The following is a 17,010-nucleotide window of genomic DNA, read 5'->3' on the forward strand; positions in this document are numbered from 1 at the left end:
CCGTGATCACGCATGCCCACGCCACCACCGTCGCCCTGACCGGCCACCTCATGGACACCGGCATCCTCGCCCGGGTGCTCGACGACGTCCTGGAGTACGGCGGTGACTACCGGATCGAGCAGCTCGACCTGGGCCGGCAGCACGAGGACGAGTCGCGCGCCCTGATCCAGGTACGCGCCGAGGACGCCGAGCTGCTCGACCGCATCGTCATGCGGGTCCAGGTGCACGGCGCCAACCCGGTGGACCCGGGCACCGCGATCACCCGGCCGGCGCCGGTCGACGGCGTCTTCCCCGAGGACTTCTACTCCACCACCAACCTCGACACCTTCGTGCGGCTGGACCGCGACTGGCTGACCGTCGACCGGGCCGAGATGGACTGCGGACTGGTCGTCGAGGAGCGCGACGGCCGCCCGTTCATCCGCAACGTGCCGGTGAGCGACGTGCGCGCCGGCGAGGCGGTCGTCTGCGGGGCGCACGGCGTCCGGGTGCAGATGCCGCCGGCGGTCGCCCGCGGCGAGGAGGAGAACTTCGGCTTCATGAGCTCGGCGGTGTCGAGCGAGAAGCCGCAGGCGCTGCTGGTCCGCCAGATCGCCGAGCGGATGCGCGAGGTGAAGGCCGAGGGCAAGCGGATCCTGTGGGTCGGCGGTCCCGCGGTCGTGCACACCGGCGCCTCCCCCGCGATGGTGCGGCTGGTCCGCGCCGGGTACGTCGACGTCCTGTTCGCCGGGAACGCGCTGGCCACGCACGACATCGAGTCCGCGCTGTTCGGCACGTCGCTGGGGGTCGACCTGGCCAAGGGGTCGGGCGTGCCGCACGGGCACGAGCACCACATCCGGGCGATCAACACCATCCGCGCCGCCGGCTCCATCGCGGCGGCGGTCGAGTCCGGCATCCTCACCGGCGGCGTCATGCACGCCATGGTCGAGGCCGGCAAGCCGTTCGTCCTGGTCGGTTCCGTCCGCGACGACGGGCCGCTGCCCGACGTCTACACCGACGTCATCGAGGGGCAGCGCGCGATGCGGGCCCAGCTCCCGGACGTCGGCTTCGCGATCATGGTCGCGACGATGCTGCACTCCATCGCGACGGGGAACATCCTCCCGGCGGCGGTCCCGCTGGTCTCGGTGGACATCAACCCGGCGACGGTCACCAAGCTGGCCGACCGGGGCAGCGCCCAGGCGATGGGGATCATCACCGACATCGGCCTGTTCCTCGAGCAGCTGGCCCGCGAGCTCGCCCCCGAGTGATGTCGTGACGAGTGGGGGCCCGGAGGGTCCCCGCGAGGAACGACAGGAGCCGCCCCTGCGAGGCGGCCCGACGAAGGGGGGCCGGAGGTCTCCCTGAGGAGGGCCGGAAGCGGCTCCGCGCAGGTGGGGAACGGCCGTTGGCCGCGGTGCGGTCCGGAGGACCGCGATGTCATTGCCTCACCAGGTCGGCGGCGCCGATGAGGCCCGCCTCGGGGCCCAGTTCGGCCGCCACCACGCGCGGGCCCGGCCGGAAGCCACGGCCGGGCAGCGCGCGGTCCAGCCGCTCGCGGGCCGGTCCCAGCACCATCTCGCCCAGCTTGCTGACACCGCCGCCGATCACGACCACCTCGGGATCGAGGATCGCGGCGAGGTCGGCGATGCCCTGCCCCAGCCACTGGCCGACCTCGGTGACCAGCTCCAGTGCGAGCGGATCGCCGTCGGCGGCGGCGCGGGCGACGTCCTCGCCGGTCAACCGCTCGGCGTCGCCGTCCACCCGCTCCAGCAACCGCGCCGCGGCCGCGCGCGAGGTCCGGGCCACCTCGCGGGCGGTCTGCGCCAGCGCCGTCCCGCTGGCGTACTGCTCCCAGCAGCCACGGTTGCCGCATGCGCACAGCCGGCCGTCGGGGACGACCCGCATGTGGCCCCACTCCCCCGCCACCCCGTGCGAACCGCGCCGCAGCAGGCCGTCGAGCACGATCCCGCCGCCGATGCCCGTGCCGAGCGTGATCATGAGCGCCAGGTCGGCCCCCCGGGCCGCGCCGAAGCGGTACTCGGCCCAGGCCGCCGCGTCCGCGTCGTTGCCCACCCACAGCGGCCGCTGCAACCGGGCCTCGAGGTCCTTGCGCAGCGTGGAGTGCCGCCAGGCCAGGTGCGGGCTGAACAGCACCGTGTCGCCCGTCCGGTCGAACCAGCCGGCCGCGCCGATCCCGACGCCGACCAGTTCGCCGTCGTGACCGGCGGCGAGCTCCTCGACGACGGCGACGATCGCGTCCTCGGTCTCGGAGACCGACGAGCCGGGGGTCGCCCGGCGGGCGGTGGCGCCGATGGTCCCGTCGGGCGCCACGACCCCGCCGGCGACCTTGGTGCCCCCGATGTCGATGCCCAGTGCGGCGGCCCGCCCCGCGGCCCCGCCGTCGCTCACGCGATGTCGATCCGCTGCAGCACCGGCGGCGGGTCGCCGGGGCCCTCGCCCTGCTCCGGCGCCGTCTCACCCTGCGCCGCCTCGGCCACGGCGTCGGACTCTGCCGGCCGTCCGGCCTCGGCGAAGGAGCGCAGCGCGGCGGCGGTCGCGGTCAGGACGTCGGCCAGGGCCGCGGTCACCTCGGGGCGCTCGCCCCGGACGACGGCGGCGGCCTGGCACACCGGGCACCAGCTGCAGTCGGTGCCGTGCGCGTCCCCCTCGGGCCGCGCGGCGACGCCGCTCTTCAACATCTCGAGCAGGCCGCGGGCCTGGTCGATCCAGTCGGTGGCGGGGTTCATCGGTTTCTCCCCTCAGCGGCCAGCAGGTCTGCGGGCCAGAGCCGTGGATCGGGTCGGAACGTGACCTCGAGCGCCGCCTCGGCGGTACCGGCGTGCCGCAGCCGGCCGCCGGTCACCTCGCAGCGGCGCAGCAGCGCGTCCAGCCGCAGCGAGCGGCGCACGCCGGCGGCGGTGACGACGAGATCATCCGCCCAGCGGATCAGGTCGACGGCCCCGCGCTCGGCGAACGGCAGCGGCAGCGTCAGCGCCCAGCCGTCGTTGGTGCGCTCGGGTGCCGGCGCGGGCAGGCCACCGCTGGTGGGCAGCTCCCACCCCTCGAGCAGGTCGGCCACCGCGTCGGCGTCCCCCGGCGCGATCGGCCGCTCGGGCACCCGGTGGACCGGGGCGACCGCGCCGAACGCGGTCACCGCCTCGTTCTGGTCCGCCGCCCGCCGCGCCCACCACTGCCCCGGCCCGCCGCCGGGCAGGACCCGGGTGAGGACGGTGCCGGCCCGCAGACCGTGCAGTCCCAGCGCGGTGGCGGCGGTGCGCAGGGACTCCGCGGCGGCGGTGCGCGAGGGGACGACCACGTGCACGGCGGTGTCGGTCGGGTCGGCCAGCCGGTCGCGGGCCAGCAGGCGCTCGATCACCGGCACGGCCTCGAGTGCCGCGTCGACGGGCCCGCGCCTGGCGGCCCCGTAGGTGACGGCGGCCGTGCGGACCGCGCCGAGCGCCCGGACCCCGGGCGGCAGGAGCTGGTCGAGCCACCAGCGCAGCGTCGCGGGCAGCCCGATCAGGCCGACCGCCTCCTGGATCGGCCCCGCGTCCAGGACGACCAGGTCGGCGTCGGCCCGTGACAGCTCGGCCAGGAGCGCCAGCTCTGCGGTGCCCGGCAACGGGACGACCGAACCCGGGGGCGGCAGGGTGAGCTGCGGGAGGACGGCGGACAGCGCGCCCGCCGACGTGCTCCACAACCCCTCCAGCGCCGTGCGCGGGTCGACCACGGCGAGGGTCAGGCCCGGCTCGACGTCCAGCCCCGCCACCGGAGCCGGTGACCGCGACAGCAGCACCGTCCGGCGACCGGAACGGGCGGCGCGCACGGCGGCAGCCGCGGCGATGGTGGAGGTACCGGCCCCGCCGGGGCCGGTGACGATCAGCGTGCGCACGGGCCGATCAGCCCTCGACGCGCTTCTTGAGCTCCTTGAGAGCCGTGTCGAGGATGACCTTCTCCGCCTTGCGCTTGATCATCCCGAGCATCGGGATCGACAGGTCGATGGCGATCCGGTAGGTCACCTCGGTACCGCCGTCGGTCTCCTCGAGGGTGTAGGAGCCCTCCTGCCGCTTCTGCATCTGGCCCTGCACGAGGGTCCAGGAGACCGCGCGGTCGCCGTCCCAGGTGTACTCGAGGACGTACTCGTCCTTGATGGCGCCGGCGTCGAGCACGAAGTGCACCCGGCGGGCGCGACCGTCGTCCCCCTGCTCCTCGACCTCCACCTTCTTCGCCGCGGCGACCCACTGCGGGTACGACGGGAAGTCGGCGATGACCGCCATCACGTCGGCCGCGGGCGCATCGATGACGATCGACTGGGTGGACTGGTCGGCCATGGGCAGCAGGCTAGCCGCTCAGCAGGCCGCAGGCCCCGCACTCTGCTACTCATGGGTAGGACGAGCCGCTAGATTTGCAGTGACGTCCCCGTCCGGGGCCGTGGGCGACGGCGCCCCGGCCGGCCGGGGAGGAGAGGACCGGGCGTGCGCGAATTCAGCGTTCCTGCGACCACCGAGGTGGGCCCCGACGAGGCGCTCCCCGACCTGCTCGCCGCGAACGTCGCCGAGGTAGGCGACCAGACCGGCTTCCGGGTCCACCGCGGCGGGGCGTGGCACGACGTGACCTGGAAGGAGTTCGCCGACCAGGTCGCCGGCGTGGCGAAGGGCCTCATCGCCTCCGGCGTGGCGGCGGGAGACCGGGTCGCCATCCAGGCCAAGACCCGCTACGAGTGGGCCGTCATCGACTTCGCCATCTGGGCCGCCGGCGCGGTCACGGTCCCGATCTACGAGACCTCCAGCCCCGACCAGGTGGCGTGGATCCTGTCCGACTCCGGCGCCACCGCGGTGATCGTGGAGCGCGACGAGCACGCCACCGCGGTGGAGTCCGTGCGCGACCAGACCCCCGAGCTGAAGTCGGTGCACGTCATCGACGACGACGCGGTCGGCACGCTGACCCAGGCCGGCAAGGACGTGCCCGACAGCGAGCTCGAGGCCCGCCGGGCCACCCTCAAGGCCGACAGCCTGGCCACGCTGATCTACACCAGCGGCACCACCGGCCGGCCCAAGGGCTGCGAGCTGACGCACGGCAACTTCCTGTTCGAGATCGGCAACGGGATGAGCCTGCTCGGCCGGTTCCTCAACGTCGACGGCTCGATCCTGCTGTTCATCCCGCTGGCCCACGTGCTGGCGCGGGTCATCCACGTCGGCGCGGTCAAGACGCGCACCGTCGTCGGGCACACGCCCGACGTGAAGAACCTCGTCGACGACCTCGGCGCTTTCCGGCCCACGTTCGTCCTCGCCGTCCCGCGGGTGTTCGAGAAGGTGTTCAACACCGCCAAGGGCAAGGCCGAGGCCGACGGCAAGGGCAAGATCTTCGACAAGGCCGCGCAGGTGGCCATCGACTGGTCGCGGGCCCAGGACACCGGCGGCCCGGGCCTCCTCCTGCGGGCCGAGCACGCGCTGTTCGACAAGCTCGTCTACGGCAAGCTGCGCGCGGCGCTGGGCGGACGGTGCCTGGGCGCGATCTCCGGCGGCGCACCGCTCGGTGAGCGGCTCGGCCACTTCTACCGGGGCATCGGGGTCACCGTCTACGAGGGCTACGGCCTCACCGAGACCACCGCCGCCGCCTCGGTGAACCACGACGAGGGGCTGCGCATCGGCACGGTCGGCCGCCCCCTGCCCGGCGTCGACTTCGCCATCGCCGAGGACGGCGAGGTGCTCATCCGCGGCGGCATCGTGATGCGCGGCTACTGGAAGAACGAGGACGCCACCCGGGAGGCGATCGACTCCGACGGCTGGTTCCACACCGGCGACCTCGGCGAGCTCGACGACGACGGCTTCCTCAAGATCACCGGGCGCAAGAAGGAGATCCTGGTGACCGCCGGCGGCAAGAACGTCGCCCCCGCGGTGCTCGAGGACCGGCTGCGCGCGCACCGCCTGGTCAGCCAGTGCATCGTCGTCGGCGACCAGCGGCCGTTCATCGCCGCCCTCGTCACCCTCGACGAGGAGGCGTTGCCCGGCTGGTTGGAGTCCAAGGGCAAGGACGCCGGCCTCACGGCCGAGCAGGTCCGGGACGACGAGGACCTGCTCGCCGAGCTCGACGCCGCGGTCAAGGAGGCCAACAAGGCCGTGTCGCAGGCCGAGGCGATCAAGAAGTTCCGGGTGCTCGGCACCGACTTCACCGAGGACAACGGGATGCTGACCCCGAGCCTGAAGCTCAAGCGGGCCGTCGTCATGAAGGAGTTCGACTCCGAGGTCGAGGGGCTCTACGCCCGCTGATCCCGGCTGCTGAGCCCCCGTCCCGCCTCGGCGGACGGGGGCTCAGTGCTGTGCGGGCCCCTCCAGCAGGTCGGCGAAGGTCGCGGCGATCGTCGTCCAGGACCAGCGCTGCTCGACCCAGGCCCGACCGGCCGCGCCCATCGCCCGCGCCCGGTCGGGGTCGTCGAGCAGTCCGACCAGCGCCGCCGCGACGGCGTCGGGCGACCGCGGCTCCACCACGTGTCCGGTGACGCCTTCCCGGACGGTCTCCGGGGCGCCGCCGGAGGTGCCGGCGACCACCGGCAGACCGCACGCGGCGGCCTCGAGGAAGACCATGCCCAGCCCCTCGACGTCCAGACCGGCCCGGCGCGTGCGGCACGGCATCGCGAAGACGTCGCCCGCGGCGTAGTGCGCCGGCAGCTCGCCGAACGGCACCGCCCCGGTGAGGACGACGGAGTGCTGCAGGCCGCGGTCGGCGACGGCCCGGCGCAGGGCCGCCTCGGCCGGGCCGCCGCCGACCAGCAGCAGCCGGGCGTCGGGATGGCGCTCGAGCACCCGCGGCCAGCCGCGGACGAGCACGTCCTGACCCTTGCGCGCGACCAGCCGGGACACGCACACCACCACCGGGGCCTCCCCCAGGCCGTGCCGCCGCCGGACCGCCGTGCCGTCGACGCCGGGGGTGAACCGCTCGACGTCGACGCCCGGGGAGAGCTGGGCCAATCGGGTGCGGCCGGCCAGCGCCGGGGCGAGCCGGTCGCGGGTGTACTCGCTGATGTAGGTGAGCACGTCGAGCTGCCCGGCGATGCGCTGCAGCAGCTGCCGGGAGCCGGGCAGGGCCACCCACCCGGTCTCGTGGCCGTGCGTGGCGCCGACGAGGCGCCGGACACCCGCCGCCCGCAGTGCCGGGGCGATCAGCCCCAGCGGGGCCGCCGCCCCGAAGAACGCGGTGTCACAGCCGTGCCGGCGGGCGAGTTCCGCCGCCACCCGTCCGGTCGCCGGGGTGGGCAGGAGCATCGCGGTGGGCCGGCGCACGACCGGGTAGGGCAGCGCGGCGTCGTGCTCCTCCCAGCCCGGGGACCGGGAGGCGAGCACGACGAGGCTCTCCGGCGGGCGGCGCTCCAGCAGCGCGGCGACGAACGTCTGGATGCCGCCCTGGCGGGGCGGGAAGTCGTTGGTGACGACGAGGGTGCGGTTCACTTCGCCCGCAGCTCCGCCCAGTCCTTCGCGAGGGCGACGCGCTGCGCGGTGGTGGGGTGCGAGCCGAAGAACCACTGCCAGGCTGCGGGCGGGTCGGGATCGCTGAGGTTGGTCCTGGCCAGGCCCTGCTGCATCTCGACGAAGGTGCCCGGGTCCCCGGTCAGGTCGAGGGCGTGCACGTCGGCGCGGGCCTCGACGTGCCGGGAGACGAGGTTCTGCACCGGGGCGGAGGCCAGGCTCCCGACGGCGACCAGGAACAGCACCAGCGGGATGACCCGGGGGTCGCCGACCGAGTCCGCTCCCGCCCGGCGCAGCAGCCGCGGCGAGACGACCCAGCCCAGCACGGCCACTCCGGCGGCCGACCCGAGGGCACCGATGAGCGTGCCGGTGAGCACGTCGTCGGTCGCCACGTGGCCGAGCTCGTGCGCGGTGATCGACTCGATCTCGGCCTCGCTGAGCCGGTCGAGGACCGTGTCGTAGACGACGATCCGGCGGGTCGAGCCGAAGCCGGAGACGTAGGCGTTGAGCGCCGTCGTGCGACGGGACGCGTCGGACACGAGCACGTCCTGCACCGGGGTGCCGTTCTCCTCGGCGAGGGCGAGCAGGTCGGTGCGCAGCTGCCCGGCGGGCATGGGTTCGAAGCGGTTGAACGCCGGCTCGATGACGACCGGCCACAGGAACGACCCGGTGACCACGAGAGCCGCGGCGCCGACCGCCCCCCATGCCCACCAGGTGCGTGGAGCCTTCCGCGCGAGGGCGACCAGAGCCAGCAGGGCCAGCGCGGTCAGGCCGGCGTCGATCCCGGTGGAGACGGCGACGTCGCGCAGCCAGAGCCCCCAGCCACGGGTGGACAACCCGTAGCGGTGCCGGACCACCTCGCCGTAGGCCGACAGCGGCAGCGTGACCAGCCGGCCGATCACGGCGAGGGCGAGGATGCCGAGCAGCACGTCCCCCGCCCAGCGGTTGCCGAGCGGCCGGCCGGCGGCGCGCACCACGCGGGCACCGAGGCGGGTCAGGCCGAGGACGCCGGACACCGCGAGGCCGAGCACCAGCGAGGCCAGCGAGGCGGGCCGGAGGGCTGCCACGAAGGACTCCGCCCGGCCGATCTCGGCCGGGGACAGCCCGGCGGTGGGGTCGACCGGCGAGGACCCACCGGGCGGCTCGGGCAGGACGTCCCACGGGGTGCGCAGCGCGATGACGAGGACGAGCGCCGCACCGAGGACCACCGCGGCGACCAGCGCGGCGCGGCGGGCGGTCACCCGGCCGATCCTATGCGGTGCCGTCGGCACACCCAGGGAACGACGAGGGCCGGTGACCCCCGCGGGGGTCACCGGCCCTGGCCGTGTGGAACAGGAGGTCCTCTATCAGCCCGCGATCCGGCGAGCGTGGGTGAACCCGCTCATCGAGTCGAAGGAGACGACCTGGACCGGCGTGCCCGACGTCGAGGCGTGCACCATCTGGCCGTTGCCGATGTACATCGCCACGTGGCTGGTCGGGCTGTAGTAGAAGAGCAGGTCGCCCGGCTGCAGCGAACCGACGGGCACGGAGGCGCCCATCTGCGACTGCATCCGGCTGGAGTGCGGCAGCGACACCCCGGCGGCCGAGTAGGCGTACTGCGTCAGACCCGAGCAGTCGAAGGCATCCGGCCCGCCGGCACCCCAGACGTAGGGGTCACCGACCTGGGCGAGCGCGGTGTCGACGGCGACCTGGGCCGCGGCGCTCGGGGCGACACCGCCGGCCACAGCCGCGACCGGGATCGCGTCACCGGCGTGAGCGGCGTTCACCTCGGTCTGCTGGGCGGCGGTCAGCGCATCGAACTGCGCCTGGTAGTCGGCGATCTGAGCCTCGAGGTCGGCCTGCTGGGCGGCGATCTCGTCGTAGGACTCCTGCGCCACGGCCGCGGCCGCGTCGGCCTCCTCCTGAGCCCGGTTCGCCGCGTCGGCGGCGACCGAGACCTCGGCGAGGACGTCGTTGGTGTGGCCGGCGATGACGTCCAGCGTGCCCAGCTGGGACAGGAAGTCCTCGGCCGAGTCGCTGGTCATCATCACGTCGAGCTGGGAGAGGCCGTCGCTGGTGTACGCGATGCGGGCGAGCTGGCGGATCTGCCCGTCGAGGGCGTTCAGCTGCTCGCGGGCGCCCGCGGCTGCCTGCTCGGCGGCGGCGGCAGCGGCCTGCTGCTGCTCGAGCACGACCTTGGCGGTGTTGAGCTCCTCGGTGACGACCTCGAGCTGGTGACTGGCCTCGGCGACCATCTGCGTGGCCTGCTCGGGCGTGGTGGCATCGCCGGGGACGGCGACCGCGGTGCCGGGCATGACCGTGAAGGTCAGCGCGACGGTCGTGGCCCCGATCAGCACCCCGGAGCGGAGCCGGCGGGATCGGCTGCTCGGCAGCCGGCCGGCCGCGGGAGCGGCGAGGAGATCGGAGCGGGACTGATCGTGGGCATGCGTGCGAAAAGCGTGAGGGGTCGCCACGTGCGGCGGCTCTCCGTTTCTTCCTCTGCAACCGCCTACCGAGTTAGCTGACGGGTTCGGGCTGGGAAGACTCGCCCTATCCCCTGCAGCCCGGCGAGCCGGCCAGCAGGGGAACTCACCCCAGAACTGCGGTGGGTCCCCGGTTCGCCGTCGAGCGCCTCGCGGCGCCGTCGAGCGATTCGGCGGTGAACGTCCGAGGCCGCCCGGGTACGGGCGACGACCACTCGGTCGAACGCGACGACACTACGGCCGTGATGTGGTCGTGACAAATGGGGATCTGCGCGACAGATGTGACGCACGTCCCTCTGATCGCAACATTTCCGCCCAGCGCGCCTCCCACGGTTACGCCGAACGTGTGGCAATCGCCACGGTTTATGGAACGGTGTCGGCCGTCTCGCGAGCAGTTCAGCCGGTGCGGCGACCGCGCGCCGCCGGCCCGTCCGGACCGCTGTCTGCGGCGCCCCGGTGCCGCAGCGGGGGCACCAGCCCGACGTCGGCCAGGGCGCGCACGGCACGGCGCTCCACCTCGTCGAACTCCACGACGACGCCCGGCGGGGGCACCACGACGTCCTCGGCCGTCGACGCATCGGGGACGGCGTTCCCGCCGGCCGGGCGGGCGCGCGCGGTCATCGGGACGACGACCGGGTCGACGCCCTGCCAGCTGGGCGGTGCGCCGAGCAGCACGGTGACGACGCAGTCGCCGCAGCCGGCGCCCCGGGCGGTGCAGGTGTCGCAGTCGATGAGCATGTGTCCTTCTCTCCTCCGTGAGTCCTCCGCACGGTAGGAGCGGCCACCGACATTTCCCGCCCGCCGGAACCAGGTGGCCGGCTCAGGTGCCCGCGTACTCCCAGTGCCAGGGCTCCTCGCGGCCGTTGCCAGGGTCGGCCCACGTCGGGTGCAGGTAGCCGAACCGTCCGGCGTTGGCGGCCATCCAGGCGTACTGCGGGGTGCCGAAGTTCTGGATGCCGCCGCACAGGTCCACGGCCAGACCCCAGCCGTGGTTGCTGGTGCCCGGGACGGCCGCCAGCGCCGGCTTCTGGCCGTAGAGCCGCACCTGGCTGGCGTAGGTCCGGTAGGAGTCGGTGATGCAGATCGGGCCGCCCATGTCGGCGGCGTAGGCCGCGGACATCGCCCGGTAGGCCGCCGCCGCGTCGCAGCGCAGCTGGTGCCCGGCCACTCCCAGCGGGCACATGGCGCTCGGCGGGATCAAGCCGTTGGGATAGCCACCCCACTGACGCGCGCCGTCGAAGCTCGGCGGATAGACCGTGTTGCCGCACTCGACCCGGAGCGCGCCGTCGACCGGCCCGGGCACGCCGGCCGGGGCACGCTGACCCAGACTCGGTCGGCCGATGCCGATCACCTGGTCGGCGGGCAGGGTCCGGACGACGACCGCGCCGGCCCGCGCGTCGGCGGCCAGCATCGTCTGCGGGTCCAGCGCGATGCCGACGTGCCCGAGGCCGGACTCCTGGGTGCCGAGGAAGACCAGATCACCGGGCAGGACGTCGGCGGCGGCGATCGGTGTGGTCACCCCGAACAGGCCGGCCTGGTCGGTCGGCAAGGGGATGCCTGCCGCGCCGTAGACCGTGGAGACCAGCGAGCCGCAGTCCCACGAGTCGGGGCCGGCCGTCCCGGGCGCGTACGGACGACCGAGCGCGTCCATGGCAGCCGTCACCGCGGCCAGCGTCTCGGCCGGGAGGACCAGCAGGGAGTTGGGCTGGCCGGGCTTCTGGGCCGCGCCGCGCTGCGCCCCGCCCTCGCTCGACGACACGGGCACCAGCCCGTCCGGCAGCCCGGACGGCGGATCCTGCAGAGCGGATGCCGGAGGCGGCGTGATGCCCGCCGCCGTGAGCTGGTCGACGTAGGCACGCCAGTTGGCCGCCGTCTGCTCGTTGACCTGGACCTGCTCCGCCTGCAACTGCGCGAGCTGGCGGTCCACCTCGCCGAGGGCCTCGTCGAGCTCGTCGGTCACGGCGGCCGCCTGGGCCTCGAGCTCGCGCACCCGCGCGTCGACCTCGTCCGCCCGCGCCTGCGCCTCCGCGAGGGCGTCGGCGGCCCGGCGCTGCACGTCGAGCGCCTGCTGCCGCAGCTCCTCGGCCGCGCCGATCACCTCGGCGGCGTGCCGGTCGACGACCTCGAGGAAGCCCATGGCCGCCAGCACGTCACCCGGGTCCTGGCCGGAGAGGAGCAGGGTGAGCGGGGTCACCGCCCCGCCGTCGCGGTAGACGGCGCGCGCGTACCCGGCGACGACGTCCTGGTACCTCGCGAGCTCGCCCTCGGCGTCGGTGAGGACCGACCGGGCCTCGGCGACGTCGGCCTCGGCTCGGGCCTTGGCCTCCTGCGCGGCCAGGACCTCGCCCTGCTGCGCCCGCAGGCCCTCCTGCACCTCGGCGGCGCGCTGCTGCAGCCGGTCGAGCGCCTCGCTCTCCAGCACCGCCGTGGTGCCCCCGGGCTGGTCGCTGGGGTCCGCCGACGCGGGGCCGACCAGCGGGAGGGTGAGCGCCAGAGCACCGGCCGCGACGAGGACCATGCGCGACGCCGTCGTCCGGCGTCGGTCGCGCCGCCGCGAGCGCAGGAACATTCCACCACCCCATGAGGTCGGCTTCTTCTGGGCCGACGAGGGAATGGTGTCCTGCACCGGGACATATCGCCAGGTGAGCACGCGCGTTCCCCCACCCGGGCGAGGGACCGCCTGCCGTCCCGGACCGGCGCGGCATCACAAGAGTGTCATTAGCCCGATCTAGCGTCCGCCCCGTGCCCCCCTCCCCCGCCCTCCTGCGCGGCGAACCGGCTCGCTTCGAGCAGGTCACGATCGACGAACTCGGCACTCCGCTGGCCGACGTCACGTTCGTCGTCGTCGACCTCGAGACCACCGGCGGCTCGCCGAAGGACAACGCCATCACCGAGATCGGCGCGGTCAAGGTCCGCGGAGGCGTCGTCCTCGGGGAGTTCCAGACCCTCGTCGACCCGGGCCAGGAGATCCCGCCCTACATCAGCGTGCTGACGGGCATCACCTCGACGATGGTGGCGGCGGCGCCCCGCATCGGCGCCGTCCTGCCGACCTTCCTGGAGTTCGCCCGCGGCGCGGTGCTGGTCGCCCACAACGCCCCGTTCGACCTCGGGTTCCTCAAGGCCGCGTGCGCCGAGAACGGTCTGGCCTGGCCGCCGGCGGCGTCGGTCGACACCGCCGTGCTGGCGCGACGGCTGCTCACCCGCGACGAGGTGCCCAACTGCAAGCTGGCCACCCTCGCCCCTTACTTCTCGGCCACGACCTCCCCGACCCACCGCGCCCTCGACGACGCGCGCGCGACCGTCGACGTCCTGCACGGCCTGTTCGAGCGGCTCGGCCCGCTCGGCATCACGTCGCTGGAGGAGCTGACCGGGCTCACCCGGCAGGTCGACCCCGAGCGGCGCCGCAAGCGGCACCTGGCCGACGCGGTCCCGCACGGGCCCGGTGTGTACCTCTTCCGCGGCCCCAAGGACGAGCCGCTCTACGTGGGCACGTCCAACGACCTGCGCACCCGCGTGCGCAGCTACTTCACCTCCGGCGAGCAACGCAGCCGGATCACCGAGATGGTCGCGCTCACCCAGCGGATCGACGCGATCCCCTGCGCCCACGACCTCGAGGCCGCCGTGCGCGAGCTGCGCCTGATCGCCGAGCACAAGCCCCGGTACAACCGCCGGTCCCGCTTCCCCGAGCGCGCGCTGTGGGTCCGGCTGACGGAGGAACCCTTCCCCCGGCTGTCGGTGGTACGTCGCGTGCGGCCCGGTGCGGGTGTCTTCCTCGGTCCGTTCCCCGACCGGCGGGCGGCCGACGCCGCCGTCGTCGCCGTCCACGAGTCGCTGCCGCTGCGGCAGTGCACCGGCCGGCTCTCCCTCCGCGTGCTCGGCACGGAATGCGCGCTCGCCGGCATGGGGCGGTGCGGCGCGCCCTGCACCGGCGCGCAGTCGGTCGACGAGTACGCCTCGATCGCGGCGGTCTTCCGCGCCGCGGTGGCCTCCGACCCCCGTGGCCTCGTCACGCCGCTGCTCGAGCGGGTCGACCGGCTCGCGGCCGAGGAGCGCTACGAGGACGCCGCGGTGCTGCGCGACCGGGTGGCGGTCCTGCTGCGCGCGGTGCGTCGCCGGCAGCGGCTGGAGTCGCTGGCCGCCGTCCCCGAGCTCGTCCTCGCCCGGCCCGACGGCGCGGGTGGCTGGCAGCTGTCGGTCGTCCGGCGCGGCCGGCTGGTCGCCGCGGGCTGCGCCCCGCAGGGCACCTCGGTGCGGGCGACCCTGGCCGGGTTGATGGCGACGGCGGAGACCCCGACCGGTCCCGACGAGGAGGCAGCCGCCTCGGTCGACGAGACCGAACTCGTGCTGCGCTGGATGGAGAAGCCCGGCACGCGGCTCGTCGAGCTCGCCGGCACCCTGGCCAGCCCCGCGCCGGGCATCGGCGCCTACCGCGCCTTCCTCGCCCGCGTCGAGGTCGGGCGGGTGCACCGCGACCCGTTCACCGACGGGCGGTCGCTGGGCACCCGCGCCCGACCCGACCGCGTGACGGCGGGTGCGGGCGGCCCGAGGCGCACCCCGATAGCATCGCCGGCGTGATCACCGCCATCGTGATGATCGATGCAGCCACCGACTCGATCCCCGAGGTGGCGGCGGCCGTCGCCGACCTCGACGGCGTCAGCGAGGTCTACTCCACCGCCGGCGAGGTCGACCTGATCGCCATCGTGCGGGTGCGCGAGTTCGACCAGGTGGCCGAGGTGATCGCGGGCCGGATCAACAAGGTGCCCGGCGTGCTCGACACCGAGACCCACATCGCCTTCCGCGCGTACTCGCAGCACGACCTCGAGGCCGCGTTCTCGATCGGCTTCGACACCGCCGACTAAGCCCCGACGGCGTCCCGGGCCGTCTTGCTGACGGCGATCCATCGGTCGAGCAGCGCTGCTGCGGACCCGTCGTCCACGGCCCGTGCGGCACGCTCCATCCCGGCGCCCAGGGCGTCGTGCAGCCGCGAGGCCCGCTCGTCGAACGCGGCCAGAGCGCCCGCGGCGTTGAGCAGCACCGCGTCGCGCACCGGCCCCTGCTCGCCCTCCATCACGCGGCGGAAGACATCGGCGTTGACCGTCGCGTCGCCGCCGCGCAGGGCGTCCGGCGGCGGCGTCGCGATCCCGAGGGCGGTGGGGTCGAGCCGGTCGGGTTCGACCTCGCCGTCGCGGACCACCCACACCGACGACGTCGTCGCCGTGGTGAGCTCGTCGAGGCCGTCGTCGCCGCGGAAGACCAGCGCCCGGCTCCCCCGCCCCGCGAGCACGGCCGCGAGCACCGGGGCCATCCGCAGGTCGGCGCAGCCGATCGCCGAGGCCACCGGCCGCGCCGGGTTGGTCAGCGGGCCGAGGAAGTTGAAGACGGTGCCGATGCCGATCTCGCGGCGCGGGGCGCCGGCGTGCCGCATGCCGGGGTGGAACACCGGCGCGAAGAAGAAGCCGATCCCGGCCTCCTGGACGCAGTACGCGACGGCCGCGGCGGGGAGGTCGATGACCACACCGAGCGCCTCCAGCACGTCCGCGGCCCCGGAGGACGACGACGCGGCCCGGTTGCCGTGCTTGGCGACCGGCACGCCTGCGGCGGCGGTGACCACCGCCGCCATGGAGGAGATGTTGACGGTGTGCGCGCCGTCACCGCCGGTGCCGACGATGTCGACGCAGGCCAGGGGCAGCCGCACCGGGGTGGCCCGCTCGAGCATCGTCGCCGCCATGCCGGCGACCTCGTCGGGCGATTCGCCCTTCGCCCGCAGCGCGACCACGAACGCCGCGATCTGGGCCGGGGTGGCCTCCCCCGCCATCACCTCGTTCATCGCCCACGCGGTGTCGGCGGCGGAGAGGTCCTCGCGGCGGAGCAGACGGTTGAGCAGGCGCGGCCAGGTCGGCGTCGCGCCTGGCGCCGCGCTCACCGGCGGACGACGGGCCGCCGCGCGTGCTCGCGCAGGAGGTCCGCGACGACGCCGGGAGCGGTCAGCGGGTCGACCGGCATGGGCAGCGTGCCCTCGGCGCGCGACCAGTGCGCCAGCCACCGGTCGGCGTCCCGCGCGATGAGGACGCACACCGTCGGGCGGTCCGCGACCTCCTCGTCGAGCTGGCGGCAGACCGCCAGACCGCCGACCGGCTGCGCCTCGCCGTCGAGGATGCACAGGTCGATGCCGCCCCGGTCGACGGCGGCGATGACCTCGTCACCGGTCGAGCACTCGATCCAGGTCAGCGGGCCCACGTCGGCGGCAGGACGGCGACCGACCGCCGTCCGCACGGCGTCGCGGACGTCCTGGCGGTGGCTGAAGACCAGGACGCTGGCCTGCAGGGCGGGGGTGTCGGCGGTCGAGGAGGCGCGGCTCACGGGCCCGAGACTAGTGCCCGCACCGCTGCTGTCCCGGACACGCCGGGCGGTGACCGTCTCGGGCTGATCACTTTGTGCGCCACGCGGTCGACCCGGAGTCGTTACCGGCCCCTGCCGATGCCATGATGACCCCCGTGACAACGGCCCCCGTCGCGAGCAGCACCTTCGACACATCGCGGGTGCACTCCCTGACCCGACCGAACATGGTCAGCGTCGGCACGATCATCTGGCTCTCCAGCGAGCTGATGTTCTTCGCCGGCCTGTTCGCCATGTACTTCACGGCACGCGCCCGGGCGGAAGGAGAGTGGCCCCCGGCGCCCACCGAGCTCGACCTGCCCTACGCCACCGTCTTCACGGTGATCCTGGTGCTGTCGTCGGTGACCTGCCAGTTCGGCGTCTTCGCCGCCGAGCAGGGCAACGTCTACGGCCTGCGCCGCTGGTTCTCGATCACGTTCCTCATGGGCCTTGTCTTCGTGCTCGGCCAGGCGAACGAGTACCGCGTCCTGGTCACCGAGCACGGGACGACGATCTCGTCGTCGACCTACGGCTCGGTCTTCTACCTGACGACGGGCTTCCACGCCCTGCACGTCATCGGAGGCCTCGTCGCCTTCGTCTACCTGCTCATCCGGTCCACCATGGGCCGGTTCACGCCCGCGCAGGCGACCGCGGCCATCGTGGTCTCCTACTACTGGCACTTCGTCGACGTCGTGTGGATCGGGCTCTTCGCCACGATCTACCTGATCCGCTAG

At 74.2% G+C, this 17,010-nt stretch carries 17 protein-coding genes and 1 riboswitch; of the genes, 6 read left to right on the plus strand and 11 right to left on the minus strand.

Features of this window, described 5'->3' with window-relative positions:
• Window positions 1-2 precede the first annotated feature (2 nt).
• Window positions 3-1,244: an ornithine cyclodeaminase, nickel-pincer nucleotide-dependent gene (locus tag ABD644_RS13045; protein ID WP_344689342.1), complete on the plus strand. Its 1,242-nt coding sequence runs from the start codon at window positions 3-5 to the stop codon at window positions 1,242-1,244.
• A 169-nt stretch (window positions 1,245-1,413) separates the two neighbouring features.
• On the opposite strand, the gene ABD644_RS13050 is transcribed toward ABD644_RS13045, so the two are convergent.
• From ABD644_RS13050 to ABD644_RS13065, 4 genes are read right to left on the minus strand one after another with little or no spacing between them, the layout of a single operon-like run.
• On the minus strand, window positions 1,414-2,385 hold the full coding sequence (locus ABD644_RS13050) for an ROK family glucokinase (RefSeq protein ID WP_344689343.1): 972 nt from the start codon (window positions 2,383-2,385) through the stop codon (window positions 1,414-1,416).
• Window positions 2,382-2,723, minus strand: coding sequence for a hypothetical protein (locus ABD644_RS13055; protein WP_344689344.1), 342 nt, complete (start codon window positions 2,721-2,723; stop codon window positions 2,382-2,384). Before ABD644_RS13055 ends, ABD644_RS13050 begins: the two co-directional genes overlap by 4 nt.
• A complete protein-coding gene (locus ABD644_RS13060) occupies window positions 2,720-3,868 on the minus strand; it encodes an ArsA family ATPase (protein ID WP_344689345.1) in 1,149 nt (382 codons plus the stop codon). The genes ABD644_RS13055 and ABD644_RS13060 overlap by 4 nt, the downstream gene beginning before the upstream one ends.
• 7 nt (window positions 3,869-3,875) lie before the next feature.
• Complete coding sequence (locus ABD644_RS13065) at window positions 3,876-4,307, minus strand: SRPBCC family protein (RefSeq protein ID WP_344689346.1); 432 nt, start codon at window positions 4,305-4,307, stop codon at window positions 3,876-3,878.
• Window positions 4,308-4,451: 144 nt separating this feature from the next.
• On the opposite strand from ABD644_RS13065, the gene ABD644_RS13070 reads away from it, so the two are divergent.
• Window positions 4,452-6,245: an AMP-dependent synthetase/ligase gene (locus tag ABD644_RS13070; protein WP_344689347.1), complete on the plus strand. Its 1,794-nt coding sequence runs from the start codon at window positions 4,452-4,454 to the stop codon at window positions 6,243-6,245.
• 42 nt (window positions 6,246-6,287) lie between these two features.
• Here the strand turns inward: ABD644_RS13070 and ABD644_RS13075 are convergent, their stop codons facing one another.
• The 3 genes from ABD644_RS13075 to ABD644_RS13085 form a co-directional block, all read right to left on the minus strand.
• The gene (locus tag ABD644_RS13075) at window positions 6,288-7,421 is read right to left on the minus strand and encodes a glycosyltransferase family 4 protein (RefSeq protein ID WP_344689348.1); all 1,134 of its coding nucleotides are present in this window, start codon (window positions 7,419-7,421) and stop codon (window positions 6,288-6,290) included.
• The gene (locus ABD644_RS13080) at window positions 7,418-8,680 is read right to left on the minus strand and encodes a M48 family metallopeptidase (RefSeq protein ID WP_344689349.1); all 1,263 of its coding nucleotides are present in this window, start codon (window positions 8,678-8,680) and stop codon (window positions 7,418-7,420) included. The genes ABD644_RS13075 and ABD644_RS13080 overlap by 4 nt, the downstream gene beginning before the upstream one ends.
• 105 nt (window positions 8,681-8,785) lie before the next feature.
• Window positions 8,786-9,733 (minus strand): C40 family peptidase, encoded by a 948-nt coding sequence (locus ABD644_RS13085; protein ID WP_344689350.1) that lies wholly within the window; start codon window positions 9,731-9,733, stop codon window positions 8,786-8,788.
• Between ABD644_RS13085 and ABD644_RS13090 the strand changes: the two genes are divergently transcribed.
• Window positions 9,732-9,854, plus strand: coding sequence for a hypothetical protein (locus tag ABD644_RS13090; RefSeq protein WP_344689351.1), 123 nt, complete (start codon window positions 9,732-9,734; stop codon window positions 9,852-9,854). The genes ABD644_RS13085 and ABD644_RS13090 overlap by 2 nt on opposite strands.
• A 54-nt stretch (window positions 9,855-9,908) precedes the next feature.
• Window positions 9,909-10,087, minus strand: a riboswitch (cyclic di-AMP (ydaO/yuaA leader).
• Between the two features lie 210 nt (window positions 10,088-10,297).
• On the opposite strand, the gene ABD644_RS13095 is transcribed toward ABD644_RS13090, so the two are convergent.
• Together ABD644_RS13095 and ABD644_RS13100 are read right to left on the minus strand one after the other, a co-directional pair.
• Window positions 10,298-10,639: a hypothetical protein gene (locus ABD644_RS13095; RefSeq protein WP_344689352.1), complete on the minus strand. Its 342-nt coding sequence runs from the start codon at window positions 10,637-10,639 to the stop codon at window positions 10,298-10,300.
• 82 nt (window positions 10,640-10,721) lie between these two features.
• Window positions 10,722-12,551, minus strand: a complete 1,830-nt coding sequence (locus ABD644_RS13100) for a D-alanyl-D-alanine carboxypeptidase family protein (protein ID WP_344689353.1) — start codon at window positions 12,549-12,551, stop codon at window positions 10,722-10,724.
• A gap of 92 nt (window positions 12,552-12,643) precedes the next feature.
• Here ABD644_RS13100 and ABD644_RS13105 point away from each other — a divergent pair, with 92 nt between their 5' ends.
• Window positions 12,644-14,476: a DEDD exonuclease domain-containing protein gene (locus ABD644_RS13105; RefSeq protein ID WP_344689355.1), complete on the plus strand. Its 1,833-nt coding sequence runs from the start codon at window positions 12,644-12,646 to the stop codon at window positions 14,474-14,476.
• A complete protein-coding gene (locus tag ABD644_RS13110) occupies window positions 14,473-14,760 on the plus strand; it encodes an Lrp/AsnC family transcriptional regulator (protein WP_344689356.1) in 288 nt (95 codons plus the stop codon). Before ABD644_RS13105 ends, ABD644_RS13110 begins: the two co-directional genes overlap by 4 nt.
• On the opposite strand, the gene trpD is transcribed toward ABD644_RS13110, so the two are convergent.
• Together trpD and ABD644_RS13120 are read right to left on the minus strand one after the other, a co-directional pair.
• Window positions 14,757-15,824 (minus strand): anthranilate phosphoribosyltransferase, encoded by a 1,068-nt coding sequence (gene trpD, locus ABD644_RS13115; protein ID WP_344689357.1) that lies wholly within the window; start codon window positions 15,822-15,824, stop codon window positions 14,757-14,759. The two genes, ABD644_RS13110 and trpD, sit on opposite strands and share 4 nt — an antisense overlap.
• On the minus strand, window positions 15,821-16,261 hold the full coding sequence (locus tag ABD644_RS13120) for a response regulator (RefSeq protein ID WP_344689358.1): 441 nt from the start codon (window positions 16,259-16,261) through the stop codon (window positions 15,821-15,823). The genes trpD and ABD644_RS13120 overlap by 4 nt, the downstream gene beginning before the upstream one ends.
• Before the next feature lie 125 nt (window positions 16,262-16,386).
• Here ABD644_RS13120 and ctaE point away from each other — a divergent pair, with 125 nt between their 5' ends.
• Complete coding sequence (gene ctaE / locus ABD644_RS13125; protein ID WP_344689359.1) at window positions 16,387-17,010, plus strand: aa3-type cytochrome oxidase subunit III; 624 nt, start codon at window positions 16,387-16,389, stop codon at window positions 17,008-17,010.

The sequence above is a fragment of the Blastococcus jejuensis genome, assembly GCF_039534705.1.
Classification (GTDB): domain Bacteria; phylum Actinomycetota; class Actinomycetes; order Mycobacteriales; family Geodermatophilaceae; genus Blastococcus_B; species Blastococcus_B jejuensis.